The sequence below is a fragment of the Bradyrhizobium sp. B039 genome (assembly GCF_038965675.1).
Classification (GTDB): domain Bacteria; phylum Pseudomonadota; class Alphaproteobacteria; order Rhizobiales; family Xanthobacteraceae; genus Bradyrhizobium; species Bradyrhizobium diazoefficiens.
Genome location: NZ_CP152416.1, coordinates 8425345 through 8440291, shown reverse-complemented (window position 1 = coordinate 8440291; position 14947 = coordinate 8425345). Strand labels below are relative to the sequence as shown.

General features: G+C 65.5%; 16 protein-coding genes. 10 read left to right on the top strand and 6 right to left on the bottom strand.

The genetic code is table 11. The annotated features are described in order from the left end of the window. Window positions 1-7 precede the first annotated feature (7 nt). From AAFG50_RS39840 to AAFG50_RS39820, 5 genes are all read left to right on the top strand, one after another. Window positions 8-766 carry an ATP-binding cassette domain-containing protein gene (locus AAFG50_RS39840; RefSeq protein ID WP_011083940.1) on the top strand — a complete coding sequence of 253 codons (759 nt, stop codon included), beginning with the start codon at window positions 8-10 and terminating at the stop codon, window positions 764-766. Next, the gene (locus AAFG50_RS39835) at window positions 766-1848 is read left to right on the top strand and encodes an ABC transporter permease (RefSeq protein ID WP_028172795.1); all 1083 of its coding nucleotides are present in this window, start codon (window positions 766-768) and stop codon (window positions 1846-1848) included. The genes AAFG50_RS39840 and AAFG50_RS39835 overlap by 1 nt, the downstream gene beginning before the upstream one ends. A 94-nt stretch (window positions 1849-1942) precedes the next feature. Beyond that, window positions 1943-2875, top strand: coding sequence for a sugar-binding protein (locus tag AAFG50_RS39830; RefSeq protein ID WP_028172796.1), 933 nt, complete (start codon window positions 1943-1945; stop codon window positions 2873-2875). 99 nt (window positions 2876-2974) lie between these two features. Next, window positions 2975-3952, top strand: a complete 978-nt coding sequence (locus AAFG50_RS39825; RefSeq protein WP_011083943.1) for an aldo/keto reductase — start codon at window positions 2975-2977, stop codon at window positions 3950-3952. 3 nt (window positions 3953-3955) lie between these two features. Continuing rightward, window positions 3956-4804, top strand: coding sequence for an amidohydrolase family protein (locus AAFG50_RS39820; protein WP_028172797.1), 849 nt, complete (start codon window positions 3956-3958; stop codon window positions 4802-4804). 201 nt (window positions 4805-5005) lie between these two features. Here the strand turns inward: AAFG50_RS39820 and AAFG50_RS39815 are convergent, their stop codons facing one another. From AAFG50_RS39815 to AAFG50_RS39800, 4 genes are all read right to left on the bottom strand, one after another. Then, window positions 5006-5371 (bottom strand): nuclear transport factor 2 family protein, encoded by a 366-nt coding sequence (locus tag AAFG50_RS39815; protein ID WP_028172798.1) that lies wholly within the window; start codon window positions 5369-5371, stop codon window positions 5006-5008. Window positions 5372-5528: 157 nt separating this feature from the next. Beyond that, window positions 5529-5879 (bottom strand): RidA family protein, encoded by a 351-nt coding sequence (locus AAFG50_RS39810; protein ID WP_011083946.1) that lies wholly within the window; start codon window positions 5877-5879, stop codon window positions 5529-5531. A gap of 150 nt (window positions 5880-6029) precedes the next feature. After that, window positions 6030-6947, bottom strand: a complete 918-nt coding sequence (locus AAFG50_RS39805) for a PHB depolymerase family esterase (protein ID WP_011083947.1) — start codon at window positions 6945-6947, stop codon at window positions 6030-6032. Between the two features lie 3 nt (window positions 6948-6950). Next, window positions 6951-8609 carry an FAD-binding dehydrogenase gene (locus AAFG50_RS39800; protein WP_028172799.1) on the bottom strand — a complete coding sequence of 553 codons (1659 nt, stop codon included), beginning with the start codon at window positions 8607-8609 and terminating at the stop codon, window positions 6951-6953. A gap of 265 nt (window positions 8610-8874) precedes the next feature. Between AAFG50_RS39800 and AAFG50_RS39795 the strand changes: the two genes are divergently transcribed. The 5 genes from AAFG50_RS39795 (at window position 8875) to AAFG50_RS39775 (ending at window position 13346) form a co-directional block, all read left to right on the top strand. Further along, window positions 8875-9396, top strand: coding sequence for a hypothetical protein (locus AAFG50_RS39795; RefSeq protein WP_028172800.1), 522 nt, complete (start codon window positions 8875-8877; stop codon window positions 9394-9396). Window positions 9397-9506: 110 nt separating this feature from the next. Further along, entirely contained in the window at window positions 9507-9701 is a 195-nt protein-coding gene (locus AAFG50_RS39790) for a hypothetical protein (RefSeq protein ID WP_028172801.1), read from the top strand. A 24-nt stretch (window positions 9702-9725) separates the two neighbouring features. Next, window positions 9726-10316 (top strand): SCO family protein, encoded by a 591-nt coding sequence (locus tag AAFG50_RS39785; protein ID WP_028172802.1) that lies wholly within the window; start codon window positions 9726-9728, stop codon window positions 10314-10316. A 301-nt stretch (window positions 10317-10617) separates the two neighbouring features. Further along, the gene (locus AAFG50_RS39780) at window positions 10618-11553 is read left to right on the top strand and encodes a transporter substrate-binding domain-containing protein (protein ID WP_011083951.1); all 936 of its coding nucleotides are present in this window, start codon (window positions 10618-10620) and stop codon (window positions 11551-11553) included. Between the two features lie 149 nt (window positions 11554-11702). Continuing rightward, window positions 11703-13346, top strand: coding sequence for a lysine--tRNA ligase (locus AAFG50_RS39775; protein WP_028172803.1), 1644 nt, complete (start codon window positions 11703-11705; stop codon window positions 13344-13346). A gap of 21 nt (window positions 13347-13367) precedes the next feature. Here the strand turns inward: AAFG50_RS39775 and AAFG50_RS39770 are convergent, their stop codons facing one another. Further along, window positions 13368-13853 carry a cupin domain-containing protein gene (locus AAFG50_RS39770; RefSeq protein ID WP_049832441.1) on the bottom strand — a complete coding sequence of 162 codons (486 nt, stop codon included), beginning with the start codon at window positions 13851-13853 and terminating at the stop codon, window positions 13368-13370. 109 nt (window positions 13854-13962) lie between these two features. After that, on the bottom strand, window positions 13963-14733 hold the full coding sequence (locus AAFG50_RS39765) for an AraC family transcriptional regulator (protein ID WP_168772759.1): 771 nt from the start codon (window positions 14731-14733) through the stop codon (window positions 13963-13965). Window positions 14734-14947: the final 214 nt, after the last annotated feature.

Below are 14947 nucleotides of genomic sequence, written 5' to 3'. Positions count from 1 at the left end.
GCCGCTGATGACAAGTGCTGAGGCAACACCGGTGCTCCAACTCTCCGGCATCGGCAAGGAGTTCGGCGCGATCCGCGCGCTGCATGACGTCGACATGCAGGTCTTCCCCGGCGAGGTGGTCGGCCTGATGGGCGACAACGGCGCGGGCAAGTCGACGCTGGTCAAGATCATCGCGGGCAATTTCCGCCCCAGCCATGGCGAGATCCGCTTTGCCGGCAGCGCGGTTCATTTCAACCGGCCCGTCGATGCCCGCACGGTCGGGATCGAGGTCGTCTATCAGGATCTTGCGCTGGCCGACAATCTGACCGCGGCCGCCAACGTCTTCCTCGGCCGCGAGCTGAAGCGAAAATTCGGCCCGTTCGCCTTGCTCGACCACAAGGCGATGGCGGCGCGCGCGCTGGAATTGTTCGGCGAGTTGCGCTCGGAGACGCGCCCCGACGACCTCGTCAAGCAGATGTCGGGCGGCCAGCGCCAGGCGGTCGCGATCGCGCGGACGCGGCTCTCCAATGCACGGCTGGTGATGATGGACGAGCCGACCGCCGCGATCTCGGTCCGCCAGGTCGAGCAGGTGCTGAGCCTGATCCACCGGCTCAAGGAGCAGGGCGTCGCCGTGATGCTGATCTCGCACCGCATGCCCGACGTGTTCGCCGTGTGCGACCGCGTGATCGTCATGCGCCGCGGCGAGAAGCGGGCCGACAAGGCGATTCAGGCGACGTCCCCCGAGGAAGTCACTGCCCTCATCACCGGCGCGAAGGAGGCGGCGTGATGGCCATGCCCCTGGAATCCCCGATCACCTTCTCCAATATCGGCAAGATCAAGTGGTGGCAGCGCGGCATCTTCGCCTCCCAGACCGGCTACGTGCTGCTCGCGCTGGCCGTGCTGCTGGTGATCATGCATTTCGCCAGCCCGTATTTCTTCACCCAGGGCAACATGCAGAACGTGGCGAAGAACTTTTCCTTCATCGCCATCGCCACCCTCGGCGTCACCTTCGTGATCATCACCGGCGGCATCGATCTCTCGGTCGGCTCGATGATGTGCTTCTCGGCCATGATCACCTCGATGGTCATGACCGAGCTGTCGACGCCGGGCGGGCTCGGCGCCTCGCTCTTCGTGCACATGGCGGCCGACGGCAAGACGGTGCTGGCCAATGTCCCCGGCCTGATCCTGCTGATCTCCGTCGTCGCGGGCCTTGGCGTCGCGCTGATCGCCGGTCTCGTCAACGGCTTCTGCATCGCGGTGCTGGGCCTGTCGCCGTTCGTGACCACGCTCGGCATGCTCTCGATCGTGCGCGGGCTCGGCTATGTCGTCTCCAACGGGCGCGGCAGCTTTCCTGGCGGGCCGGACGCCGATTACTTCTACGCGCTCACCTCGGGCGACGTGCTCGGCGTGCCCGTACCGTTCATCTATCTCGTGATCCTTGCGCTGGCGATGGCGGTGGTGCTGCACCACACCTCGTTCGGCCGCCACGTCTTCGCGCTCGGCGGCAACGAGAAGGCGGCCGAACTGACCGGCATCCCGGTCGTGCGCGTGAAGATCGAGGTCTATGTGCTCTGCGCGCTCGCCGCAGGCCTCCAGGGCATCATCATCTCCGGCTGGCTCGGATCGGCACCCGCCAACATGGCGACCTCCTACGAGCTCAACGTGATCGCGGCGGCCGTCATCGGCGGCGCCAACCTTGCCGGCGGCATCGGCGGGCCGCTGGGGGCCATTGTCGGCTGCGTGCTGCTGGAGGTGATCCGCAACGGTCTCGTGCTGGCACAGGTCAGCTCCTACTGGCAGCAGACGCTGGTGGGCGTGATCATCATCCTGGCCGTGCTGGTCGATCGTGTGCGCTCGCGGATGATCTGAAAGTGACGTCGTTCGGGAGGACCACGAAAATGCCGCCTGTCCGCTTCCCGGACGAACTTGAGAGGACAGGCGCCAAAGAAGGGTGGAGGAGACGATGAGGAAACTTCTTCTTGCGGGCATCGCTGTCGCGCTGATGGCGACGCCGGCGTTCGCTGCGAACTATCGCTTCGTGATCGTGCCCAAGGCGATGAACAATCCGTTCTTCGATTTTGCGCGCGACGGCTGTCTGAAGCGCGCCAAGGAACTCGGCAATATCGAGTGCGTCTACAAAGGGCCGGTCGAGCACGAGCCGGCGACGCAGGCGCAGATCATCCAGGACTTCGTCACCCAGAAGGTCGACGGCCTCGCCATCTCGGTCGCCGACGTCGCGGCCATGACCAAGTCGATCGAGGCGGCGACCGCGGCGGGCATCCCCGTCATCACCTTCGATGCCGATGCACCGGGATCCAAGCGCATCGCCTATATCGGCACCAACAACAAGGAATTCGGCGTCGCGCTCGGCAAGCAACTCGTGAAGATGCGGCCTGACGGCGGAAAGTACGCGATGGTCTCGGGCGGCCCCGGTGCCAAGAACCTTGCCGAGCGCGTCGATGGCGTCCGCGAGGCGCTGAAGGGCTCGAAATGGACCGAGGTCGCGGGCTCGCCGACCTTCTGCAACGACGATCCGGCACTCGCGGTCCAGCAGATGACGGATATGCGCACCGCAACGCCCGATCTCGCCGCCATCGTTCCCATCGGCGGCTGGCCGATGTTTGCCCCCGAAGGCTTCAAGGCTTTCGCCAGCAGGAACAAGAAGGACATCGATTCCGGCAAGTTCACGCTGGTCGTTGCCGATACGCTGAAGATGCAGCTCGAATTGCTGCGCGACGGCTATGCCAATGCGCTGGTCGGCCAGCGACCGTTCGAGATGGGCGAGAAGGCGATGGACACGCTGCTCGCCATCAAGAAGGGCGAGAAGGTGCCGGAGATCGTCTATACCGGCCTCGATCTCGTCACCAAGGACAACGTTGCGCAGATGCTGAAGTAGGAGCGCCGCCAGCCCCGCACTCCTGCTCCTGCGTGCCTCTCCCGCTTGCGGTTTCCGCAAGCGGGAGAGATGATTTGGACTGCCGGAAGGAAATTTGGAATGAAACGGTCGCGGCTCGGCTCTCTCGACGTCACCTCAATCGGCCTCGGCTCCGCCCCGCTCGGCGGATTGTTCACCCCCGTCAGCGATGCCGATGCGCAAGCGACGCTCGAGCGGGGTTGGTCGGCCGGCATCCGCTTCTACGACACCGCGCCGCTCTACGGTTTTGGCCTGGCGGAACGGCGGCTCGGCGCATTCCTGCGGCAACAGCCGCGTGACTCCTACGTCATCTCGACCAAGGTCGGCCGCCTGCTGCGCTCGGGCGATGGCGCTGCCGCCGAGGACGAACATTACAAGAGCACGCCGCGCGAACGGCCGGTGTTCGATTTCAGTTACGACGGCGTGATGCGCTCGGTGGAGGAGAGTCTGGCTCGCCTCGGGCTCGACCGCGTCGATGTCCTGCTCGTGCATGATCCCGACGATCATTATGACGACGCCGTCGCCGGCGCCTTCCGCGCGCTCCAGCGCCTGCGCACGGAGGGCACGGTCAAGGCGATCGGCGCCGGCATGAACCAGTCGGAAATGCTGGTCCGTTTTGCCGAAACCGTGCCGGTGGACTGCTTCCTGCTCGCCGGCCGCTACACGCTGCTCGACCAGGGCGCGCTGGATGCGCTGTTTCCTGTCTGCCAGGCAAAGAACATCGGCATCCTGCTCGGCGGCATCTACAACAGCGGCATTCTGGCCAACCCGCACACCGGCGCGAAGTTCAACTATCAGGACGCCGACGCGGCGCTGATCGCGCGGGCGCTCGAGCTCGACGAGCTCTGCCGCAGGCACGGCACCGAGCTGAAGGCCGCCGCGCTTCAATTCTGCATGGCCCATCCGGCCGTGACGGTCGCCGTGCTGGGCGCGCGCAATGCCGGCGAGGTCGCCGACAACATCGCGATGTGGCAGGCGCCGGTGCCGCCGGCCTTCTGGCAGGAGCTGCGTGCGCGGAAGCTCGTCGACGCGCGGGCGCCGCTGCCGGGTGGAGTGTAGGGCATGGTGATCGACGCCCATCAGCATTTCTGGGATCCGGCGCGCGCCGACTATCCCTGGATGGAGGCGCCCGAACTCGCGCCGATCCGCCGTGCCTTCGGCCCCGCCGATCTCGCGCCGCTGTTGAAGGCGAATGGCATCGACGCGAGCATCGTGGTGCAGTGCCGCTCGGCGCTGGAGGAGACCGAGGAATTCTTGCGCATCGCGCATGCGACGCCCTCTGTCGTCGGCGTCGTCGGCTGGGTCGATCTGACCGATGGCGCGCTTGGGGACACGCTCGACCGGCTGCGCGCCGCGCCGGGCGGCGACAAGCTGGTCGGCATCCGCCACCAGGTCCACGACGAGGCCGATCCAGATTGGCTGCTCCGCGAGGACGTCCGGCGCGGGCTTGCCGCATTGTTCGTCCGCGATCTCACTTACGACTTCCTCGTCCGCACCCGCGAATTGCCGGCGGCGATCGCAACCGCGCAGGCCTTTCCCAACGCGCGCTTCGTACTCGACCATGCCGCCAAGCCGCCGATCGCTTCCGGCGGAAGCGCCGAATGGGCTGATCGCATCAAAGCGCTCGCCGCTTGCGGCAATGTCTGGTGCAAGATCTCCGGGCTCGCGACGGAAGCGGTCTGGAGCGACTGGGACGCGGATCGGCTGTTGCCGTTCGTCCAGCACGCCGCGACATGTTTCGGTGAGGATCGTTTGATCTTCGGCTCCGACTGGCCGGTGTGCCTGCTTGCGGGAAGCTATGCCGAGATCAAGGGCGCGCTGGAGGCGTGTTTGGCGAGGCTCGGGCCGGGCGTGCGGGACAAGGCGTTCGGGGTGAATGCGAAGGCTGCGTATCGGCTAGCGATTGCTTAAGCCGAACTCGCGCCCCAACCAAGGTGTCGTCCCGGCCTAGTGCGCAATTGCGCACGGGGGGCCGGGACCCATAACCCCAAGGGAGTAGTCTGGCGAAGACTAGTCGTTCGGTACTCCCACCGCGCGCAGTCCGAGAGATCACGCGGTATGGGTCCCGGCCTGCGCCGGGACGACGACGGAGCTTGAGGCTGCGCTCGCCCCTCACGCGCCCGCGGGCACCTGGTCCAGGAATCCCGTGATGCTTCTGATGCGCCCGTCCTTCAGCACGGCGAAATCGGTGCCCTTGATCGGGCTGTCGGCGCCATCGGGGCCGAGGCCCCAGCTGAAGCGGAGATGATCGCCGTAGCCGTTGGGCTCGCCGAGCAGCTTGAACTTGAAATCGGGAAAGCGCTGTTGCACGCCTGATATCAGCGCGTCGATGCCGTCCTGGCCGTCGCCCTTCATCAGCGGATCGACATAGCTCGCATCCGCCGTCCAGTTCTGGCTCAGCAGCTCGCGCCGGCGGCTTGTCGTGCGCTCGTTCCAGAGCTCGATGTAGCGGCGGGCAATGGTGACGTGGTCGGTCATGGTGCTCTCCTTCGATGACGCCGTGTTCGGCTGATCGTCACTATCGAAGGTTCGCGCACGCCGATCGATTACCTCTGAGGTCATCGGCGTGCGCAAAAAAATGAAGCGCGATGATGTTCTCATCGCGCTTCAGTCGCATGCGAATTGTTCGCGAAGATTACTTCGCGGCTGTGACCATGATCTCGACGGTGTATTGCGGCGCGGCCAGCTTGGCCTCGACGGTGGCGCGGGCCGGGGTATTGCCGGGGGAGACCCAGGCGTCCCACACCGCGTTCATCTCGCCAAACGTCTTCATGTCGGTGATGTAGATCGTGGCCGAGAGCAGCTTCGACTTGTCGGTGCCGGCCTTGGCGAGATGGCCGTCGATCGTCGCCAGGATGTCCTGGGTCTGCTTCGTCACGCTTTCGCCGGCGGCTTTGCTCGCGACGACACCGGCGAGATAGACGGTGTTGCCGTGCACGACGACCTGGCTCATGCGCGGGCCGGTTTCAAAACGCTGAATGCTCATTTGGGATCTCCTGGTGGAATGGCGGCCCTGTCTAGCCCAGCACCTCGCGCTCAGCCACCCCAGGCACGCATGCGTTGCCAGGCACGCATGCGTTGCCAGGCACGCATGCGTTGCCCGTGGCGCATGCGTCGTGGGCGTTGCACGCGTTCCCTACGGAAACTGACTGAAGAACGTCCAGATCGTCTCGGCGCCGTCGATGTCGCTGTTCTGAGGCCCGAGCAGGCTGGTTGCGACCTTGGGGAAGCGGGCATCCGGCGCGAAGCCGGGCATGCGATGGCCGCCATGGTTGACGCGATAGAGCACGACGTCGTGCCCCCTGGGGCAGCGCGAGGAGATCCGCGTGACCGTGGACTGGTCCGCGGGTGCCCTGTCGGGCATTTCAGTCAGATTGGCATCATCGGTCTCGCAGCCGTTGAGCTTGCGCCAGAAGGCAAACGTCTCTTCGGTCGACCAGAACCCGTCCGCGGCAAAATAGCTCGATCCGCGTCCGCCCTCGTAGGGCACCAGCGGGTCGGCCGTGCCGTTCATGATCAGCATCGGCAGCGGCCGCGACGGATGGCACGTGACCGCGGCTTCGTCGGTGAGGTTCATGATCACGCTCGCGCCTGCCGTAAACAGATCGGCGCGGGCGCAAGCAAGCGTCATCGCCATGGCGCCGCCATTGGAGATGCCGGCGACATAGACGCGGCCAGGGTCGGCCGTGCCGTTCGTCACCAGTTTCTCGACGAGCTTGGCGATGAAGGCGACGTCGTCGGTGCCCTCGGGCGGGCCTCGGAGCGCGGGTCCCGCCTTCGTCCTCGCATCGGCCCAGGCATGGTTGAGCCCATCCGGAAAGACCACCGCGAAACCTTCGCGCTTTGCGACCTGCGGCCACGCCGTCCGCGCGACCATGTCGGCGCCGCGCTGGGTCTTGCCATGCAGCACGACCACCAGCGGGACAAGTCGCTTGGCCGGCAGTTGCACGGTGTAGGACCGCATCACGCCGTTGACGTCGATGGTGTCGGCGGACGCAGCCGGGGCGGTGGCGAAGCCCGCGAGAAGCGCCCCGATATGCATCCACCGCCGCACGATCTAGCCTACCGCCTTCGCCGCCGCACGGCCCGCATTGCGGCCTGAGAACAGGCAGCCACCGAGGAAAGTGCCTTCGAGGGAGCGATAGCCGTGCACGCCGCCGCCGCCGAAGCCCGCGGCTTCGCCGACCGCATAGAGGCCGGGAATGACACTGCCTTCGCCGCCGAACACGCGCGAGTCGAGATCGGTCTCGAAGCCGCCGAGCGTCTTGCGGGTGAGAATGTTGAGCTTGACCGCGATCAGCGGTCCGTGTGCGGGATCGAGGATGCGGTGCGGGGAGGCGGTGCGGATCAGCTTGTCGCCGATATAGCGGCGCGCATTGTGGATGTTCATCACCTGCGCGTCCTTGACGTAGGGATTGGCGATCTCGCGGTCGCGCGCCTCGATCTGCATCTTGATGTGCTCGAGCCTGAGGAGGTCGCTGCCGGCAAGCTTGTTCATCGCCGTAACGAGATCGTCGATCTTGTCGCGCACGATGAAGTCGACACCATGGCTTTTGAATGCTTCCACCGGCGCCGGCGCGCCCTTGTTGGTGGCGCGGCGCAGCGTCATGCGCCAGCTCTTGCCGGTGAGGTCAGGGTTCTGCTCCGAGCCCGACAGCGCGAACTCCTTCTTGATGATGCTCTGGGTCAGGATGAACCAGGAATAATCATGGCCCGTCGACATGATGTATTTGAGCTGGCCGAGCGTGTCGGAGCCGGGGAACAGCGGCGCCGGCAAACGCGTGCCGGTGGCGTCGAACCACATGGACGAGGGCCCCGGCAGGATGCGGATGCCGTGGCGCGGCCAGATCGGTGACCAGTTCTGGATGCCCTCGACATAGTGCCACATGCGATCGCGGTTGATCAGCCGCGCACCCGCCTGCTCCGTGATGCCGATCATGCGGCCGTCGACGTGTTCGGGCACGCCCGAGATCATGAATTTTGGCGGCTCGCCGAGCCGCTTGGGCCAGTTCTGCCGCACCAGCTGGTGATTGCCGCCGATGCCGCCGGAGGCGACGATCACGGCCTGCGCCTTCAGTGCAAACTCCCCGACGACATTGCGCGAGGAGCTCTTGCCGCGCTCGACATTGTCGGGCGCGAGAACGGCGCCGCTGACGCCGTCCACCGTGCCATTGGTGATGGACAACGCGTCGACGCGGTGGCGGAATTTGAAGATCAAGCGGCCGCTCTTCATCGCCTCGCGCGCGCGGCGCTCGAACGGCTCGACGATGCCGGGCCCGGTTCCCCAGGTGACGTGGAAGCGCGGCACCGAATTGCCGTGGCCCATCGCGTCATAGCCGCCGCGCTCGGCCCAGCCGACCACGGGGAAGATGCGATGTCCCATCGCGCGCAGCCAGTCGCGCTTCTCGCCGGCCGCGAAGGCCACATAGGCCTCGGCCCATTTGCGCGGCCAGTGATCCTCGTCGCGGTCGAAGCCGGCGGTTCCGAGCCAGTCCTGCATCGCGAGATCGAAGGAATCCTTGATACCGAGCCGGCGCTGCTCGGGCGAATTGACCAGGAATAGTCCGCCGAACGACCAGAACGCCTGGCCACCGACCGACTGCTCGCCTTCCTGGTCGACCACAATCACGCGCTTGCCCGCATCCGCGATCTCGGTTGCGGCCACGAGGCCCGATAGTCCGGCGCCGACAACGATGACGTCTGTCTCTTCAGCCATGCGCGTCCCCCTCCATAGGTTCCCCCCTGTAGTTGCCCGGATTGAAGCCAGCGGTTCTAACTGAGATCAAGGGTGTGGCGCGTAAGACATCATTAACTTGTTCCACTTTGGGATAGAGCCCGGCCAAGTGCAGCGCGGACGCAACACTGGATTTGAATTTGTTTTGAGTCAGCCGGCCTGCCTAGACAAAACCTTGGTTACGACGGACGCTAGCCGTGCATCACCACCTGACACGCAGATTCGAATTCGACTGGGGCGGGGGACAATGAAGTTTCTGACGGGGTTGCTGGCGGCGGTTGTGCTCATCGCTTGCATGGGGGCTTCTCACGCGGTGGTTCGCATCGCGGATGACCGCGGCGGCCGGATCGGAACCTACGTCGACAAATACCAGGACCTGCGGCAGTCCGGCGAAACCGTCATCATCGACGGCCTCTGCGCCTCCGCCTGCACCATCGTCCTCGGCGCCATCCCGCACGACCGCATCTGCGTGACCTCGAGCGCGACGCTCGGCTTCCATGCCGCCTGGGATTTCGGCGCCAATGGCCGCGCCGTCACCAATTCCGAAGCAACCCAGATGCTTTACGCAATGTATCCCTCGCAGGTGAGGCGCTGGATCAGCCAGCGCGGGGGCCTGACCCCGCACATGCTTTTCCTGAGGGGCAAGCAGCTTCAGGCCATGTACAAGCCCTGCTACATGGACGCGCAGGCCTCGGCGATCAAACCGACCCGCCGGTCTCTCCCGCAATCGGACCAGCTCGAGTCCGCCCGGGGCCAGCTCCTGCACTGACATCCTCGGCACGACGGGTTTGCTTTAGCCCGCCAGCGGCGCCTTGCCCGCAGGCGGGCTAAAGCTTATCTCAAAGCTAGGGAACCGGGGCTTTCGCCCCGATCGTTGTCATGGCTCAACCAGTGCGCCCGGCCGATCCGTTACAGGACAATTCGCCCAATGCCGGCCGGACGCCGTCTGTGCTGCTGTTGGCTGGCACAGGTGTCGGCGGCCTGGTCGTGATCGGCGCGCTGGCGCTGTGGTTCCACTATGGCACCCAGGTGTTCTTCGAAATGATCAGGACCGGCTTCATTGCCTGCTTCTGACCCCCGACAGGAAGTCTTCCGCCCATGAGCTCCGCCACCCGCCCGCTGGTGATCGCGACCGCCTTCGCCGCAAGCCTGATCGTCGGGCTGCTGATCATGTTCTGGGCCATGGGCGGGGTCGGCAAGGTGGCGCAACCGGCTGCGATCGGCGGCCCGTTCCAGCTCACCGACCAGAACGGCAAGGCCGTCACCGACAAGAGCCTGAAGGGCAAGCCGACCCTGATCTTCTTCGGCTACACCCATTGCCCCGACGTCTGCCCGACCTCGCTGTTCGAGATCTCGGAAGTGCTGCGCGCGATGGGCAAGGACGCCGACAAGGTCAACGCCATCTTCATCTCGGTCGACCCCGAGCGGGACACGCCGGCGACGATGAAGAACTATCTGTCGAGCTTCGATCCGCATCTCGAGGGCCTCAGCGGCGATCCCGCCGAGATCGCCAAGGTGATCACGTCCTACCGGGTCTACGCCAAGAAGGTCGCGACCAAGGACGGCGACTACACCATGGACCACACCGCGCTGATCTATCTGATGGACCGCGACGGCCGCTTCGTCTCGCCGTTCAACCTGAAGCGGACGCCGGAAGAGGCCGCGGCGGACCTAAAGCGTTATCTGTAGTTTGGTGGATCGGTCGGGCCGCGTCCTCGGTGTAACCTCTCCCGCTTGCGGGAGAGGTATAGGCCGCTTTTGGCGGCCGTCCTCTAAGACGCCGAGGCAAAGCCTCGGCTATGGCAGAGCGCCGGGTGAGGGCTCTCTCCTCTCGGGGATTGTCCCTCCGCGGAGACACCCTCTCCCCGACCCTCTCCCGCAAGCGGGAGAGGGAGCGCACCTTCACCCTGACCGCAATCGGCGCTCGCGTTCCCGGGCGGATGGTCTATAAGGCCCTCCGATCCCAACGAAATTCGTTCATTTCCGGCCGATGGCTCCATCGCAACAGGCGAAATCGTCCAAATCTGCCCGTGGCTTGCTGACAGGGCTGGCCGTCGGCGCCTGCCTGTTCGCCGGCCTGCCCGGCGCGCAGGCGCAGGCCCCGGCCAAGCAGCCTCCGGCGGCGCCCCAGGTCACCCCGCAGGTCGCGCCCCAGGCGGCCCCGCAGGCCGTGCCGGGCTTCTGGGACCCGCGGCGGCGGCCGGAGCGGCCGGACCTGTCGCGCCTGACCGTGATCCGCTTTTTGACCGAGACCGACTATCCGCCGTTCAACTACACCGGCGCCGACGGCAATCCGGCCGGCTTCAACGTCGATCTCGCCCGCGCGCTCTGCGAGGAGATCAAGGTCACCTGCACGGTGCAAATGCGCCGCTTCGAGACCCTGGTCGACGCGCTCACCTCGAACCGGGGCGATGCCATCATCGCCTCGATGGCGGTGAGCCCGCAGCTCCGGGCCCGCGTCGACTTCTCCGATCCCTATTACCGCGTGCCGGCGCGCTTTGCCTCGCGCAAGGATGCGGTGATGCCGGAAATCCGCCCGGAATATCTCGAGGGCAAGAAGGTGGGCGTGATCGGCGGCTCCGCGCATGAAGCCTATCTCAAGGCGATGTTCACCGACGCCGAGCTGCACCCCTATCCCAACGACGACGCGATGCGCGCCGCGCTCCGCAAGGGCGAGGTCGACTTCATTTTCGGCGACGCCATCTCGCTCGCCTTCTGGATCAACGGCACGGATTCGGGCGATTGCTGCGCCTTCTCCGGCGGTCCCTTCGTTGAGAGCCGCTTCTTCGGTGAAGGCATCGGCATCGCCGTGCGCAAGGGCAACGACGTGCTGCGCCAGGCCCTGAACTGGGCCCTGTTCCGCGTCTGGGAAAAAGGCCGCTACACCGACCTGTGGCTGCGGTATTTTTCGGTGAGCCCGTTCTAACCATCGATCGTCATTCCGGGGCGCGCGAAGCGCGAACCCGGAATCTCGAGATTCCGGGTTCGATGCTGCGCATCGCCCCGGAATGACGATCAAGACCATTTTTGCATTCTGCCGGGAAATCGCTATTTTCCGCGGCCCGGAGGCCCCTGATGTCCGTTATCGATCTTGCCGCGAATCCGAGCGACCTGCGTGCGCTCGCCGAACAATCCAACGCCTGGCCGTTCGAGCAGGCGAAGGCCATTGTCGCGCGGCTGAAGAAAAGCCCGAAGGACGAGGTGCTGTTCGAGACCGGCTACGGCCCCTCGGGCCTGCCGCATATCGGCACGTTCGGCGAGGTCGCGCGCACCTCGATGGTGCGCCATGCCTTTCGCGTGCTGACCGAGGACAAGATCAAGACGCGCCTGCTCGCCTTCTCCGACGACATGGACGGGTTTCGGAAAGTGCCGGACAACGTCCCCAACAAGGAGATGCTGGCTGCGCATCTCGGCAAGCCGCTGACGCGCGTGCCGGATCCGTTCTCCAACGAATATCCGTCGTTCGGGCACCACAACAACGCCCGCCTGCGCGCCTTCCTCGATCATTTCGGCTTCGACTACGAGTTCGCGAGCTCGACCGACTATTATACGTCCGGCCGTTTCGACGCGACGCTGCTGAAGATGCTCGCCGCCTACGACAAGGTCATGGCGATCATCCTGCCGACGCTGGGGCCGGACCGCCGCGCGACCTATTCGCCGTTCCTGCCCATCAGCAAGACCACCGGAATCGTGCTCCAGGTGCCGATGATCCGCCGCGATGTCGCGGCCGGCACGGTGACCTATGTCGATCCGGATACCAACCAGGAAGTCGAGACGCCCGTCACCGGCGGCAACGTCAAGTGCCAGTGGAAGGCCGACTGGGCGATGCGCTGGGTTGCGCTCGGTGTCGACTACGAGATGGCCGGCAAGGACCTGATCGATTCCCTGAAGCTCTCCGGCGCGATCGCCAGGGCGCTCGGCGCCACGCCGCCCGAAGGCTTCAACTACGAGCTCTTCCTCGACGAGCAAGGCCAGAAGATCTCGAAGTCGAAGGGCAACGGCCTCACCATCGACGAATGGCTGCGCTACGCCTCGCCGGAATCGCTGTCGCTGTTCATGTATCGCGAGCCGAAGGCGGCCAAGCGGCTGTATTTCGACGTCATCCCGCGCAACGTGGACGACTACCAGCAGTTCATCGACGGCTTTGCGAAGCAGGATGGCAAGCAGCAGCTCGGCAATCCGGTCTGGCACATCCACAACGGCCATCCGCCGAAGGGCGACATGCCCGTCACCTTCCAGCTTCTCTTGACGCTGGTGTCGTCGTCGAATGCGGAGAATGCCGAGACGCTGTGGGGCTTCATCGGCCGCTATCGTCCCGGCGTGAGCCCCAAGACGCATCCCAGGCTCGATGCGATGGTCGGCTACGCCATCAACTATTACCGCGACTTCGTGGCGCCGACGAAGCAGTTTCGCGTACCGAGCGAGACCGAGCGCGCCGCGCTGCAGGATCTGCGCGATGCGCTGTCGCAGCTTCCGCAGGAATCCTCGGCCGAGGACATCCAGAACGTCGTCTACGAGATCGGTCGCCGCGAGCCGTTCCTCGACCAGGTCAAGAAGGGCAAGGACGGCCGTCCGGGCGTGACGCTCGACTGGTTCAACATGCTCTACCAGGTGCTGCTCGGCCAGGAGAAGGGCCCGCGCTTCGGCTCCTTCGTTGCGGTGTACGGTGTGCAGAACGCGGTCAACATGATCGACGGCGCGCTGGCGCGGAGCGCGTGAGGCAGGTAGCGAGGCGCGGCCCTAAAGCGGCTCGCCCGCCTTGGTCGCGAACTTGTAGACGCCATCCGGCCCGAGCACGGCCTGCATGTCGACGTCGGGATAGCTGATCATGTCGTCCGGCGTGCGATCGCCGATCACGAGCAGCCTGACGTCGCGCGTGGTGCGATTGACGAAGCGGTGCGCATCGCCGCTGCCGGCGGGGAAGCCGGCGCACATTCCCGTCGTCAGCACCTGCGCGCCGGCATCGGTCTCGAGCACCACTTCGCCCTCGATCACGAAGACGAACTCGTCCTGGCGCGAATGCGCGTGACGGAACGAGGATTGCCCGCCCGGAATGATCCGGGTCAGGTTGACGCCAAAATTCTTCAGCCCCGCATGCTCGCCGAGCCGGCGGTTGTAGCGCATCTGGTTGGCGGCCCGGTGCAACTGCGGATAGCCGGTGAAATTGCTCTCGCTGACGTCCTCCGGATCGAATGCGGGGAGTCTCGGTTTCGCTGGTGTGGTCATTTCGCTTTCTCGGTCAGGCCAAGAATCGGCACGGCGCCCGCCGCGCAGAACCTCCGCAGCATCGCAGTAGGGCGCGCGTTCCCCGGCAGTATTGGCTGAAATTGCCGCGTCAGCCCGCCCGCGCGGCCTGCGCAAACTGCAGGGGCGTGATGCCGTAGCAGCGCCTGAAATGCTTGTTGAGCGCGGCCTGGTCGCAGAATCCCGCCGCCAGCGCGCTGTCGGCCAGCGAATGGCCACGCCTCAAGAAATGGCAGGCCGCGTTGAGCCTGATTTGGACGAGATAGGCGTGCGGGGTGAGGCCAACCGTGCGCTTGAACAGCCCGATCAGCTGGAAACTGGTGAGGCCTGCGAGGCCGGCAAGCTGGTCCAGGCTCAGATTTTCGGCATGGCGCTCCCGCATCAGGGCGATCAACCGCGACACGACGGCGTCGCGGCCGGCAGGGATCTTGCTGCGGCGTCCGTCACCATAGCGCTCGAACAGACGGCCGAAGGCATCGGCGACCAGCTCGTCGGCCAAGAGGTCGTCCTGTTCCGTTTCCAGCACCCGGTGCAACCGGTCGAAGCGCCCGATCAGATCGCCGTCGTCGAGCATGCTCTCCCGGAGGTGGGGCAGGGGGTCCGTGCCGAAGCGCCGCGCGAGGTCGCCGATTGCAGGCTGGGCGAGATAGAAGGCGCGATAGCGCCATCGTCCGCTATCGCCCATCCGGGCCGACTGCCGCTCGTCCGGATTGGAAACGAACAGCGTGGCGGCGCCGACCGTTCGCACGACATTGCGGTTGCGGATTTCGGCGCCCCCGGACTCCGTTACCGCGATCACATAGGCATCATGGGTGTGCGAACCGTAGTCGTGGTGACGGAAATCGGCGCGCAGCAGGCTCATGCCGGGAATCCGCCGGCTGTGCCAATAGCTCGTGTGGTTGCCAGTGTGCCGGCGCGCCATCGTCGGTCCGTGTGCTCCGTCTCTCGCACATCATGACGCGACGCGCGGTCCTGGACGAGAGGCAGAATCGGGATGGGAGCGTTGCCGCAATTTCAGCCAATACGGCGCCGGGGGTGTTCCCCGAGACTCGGCCTTGCATGCTTCGGAGAGAAGG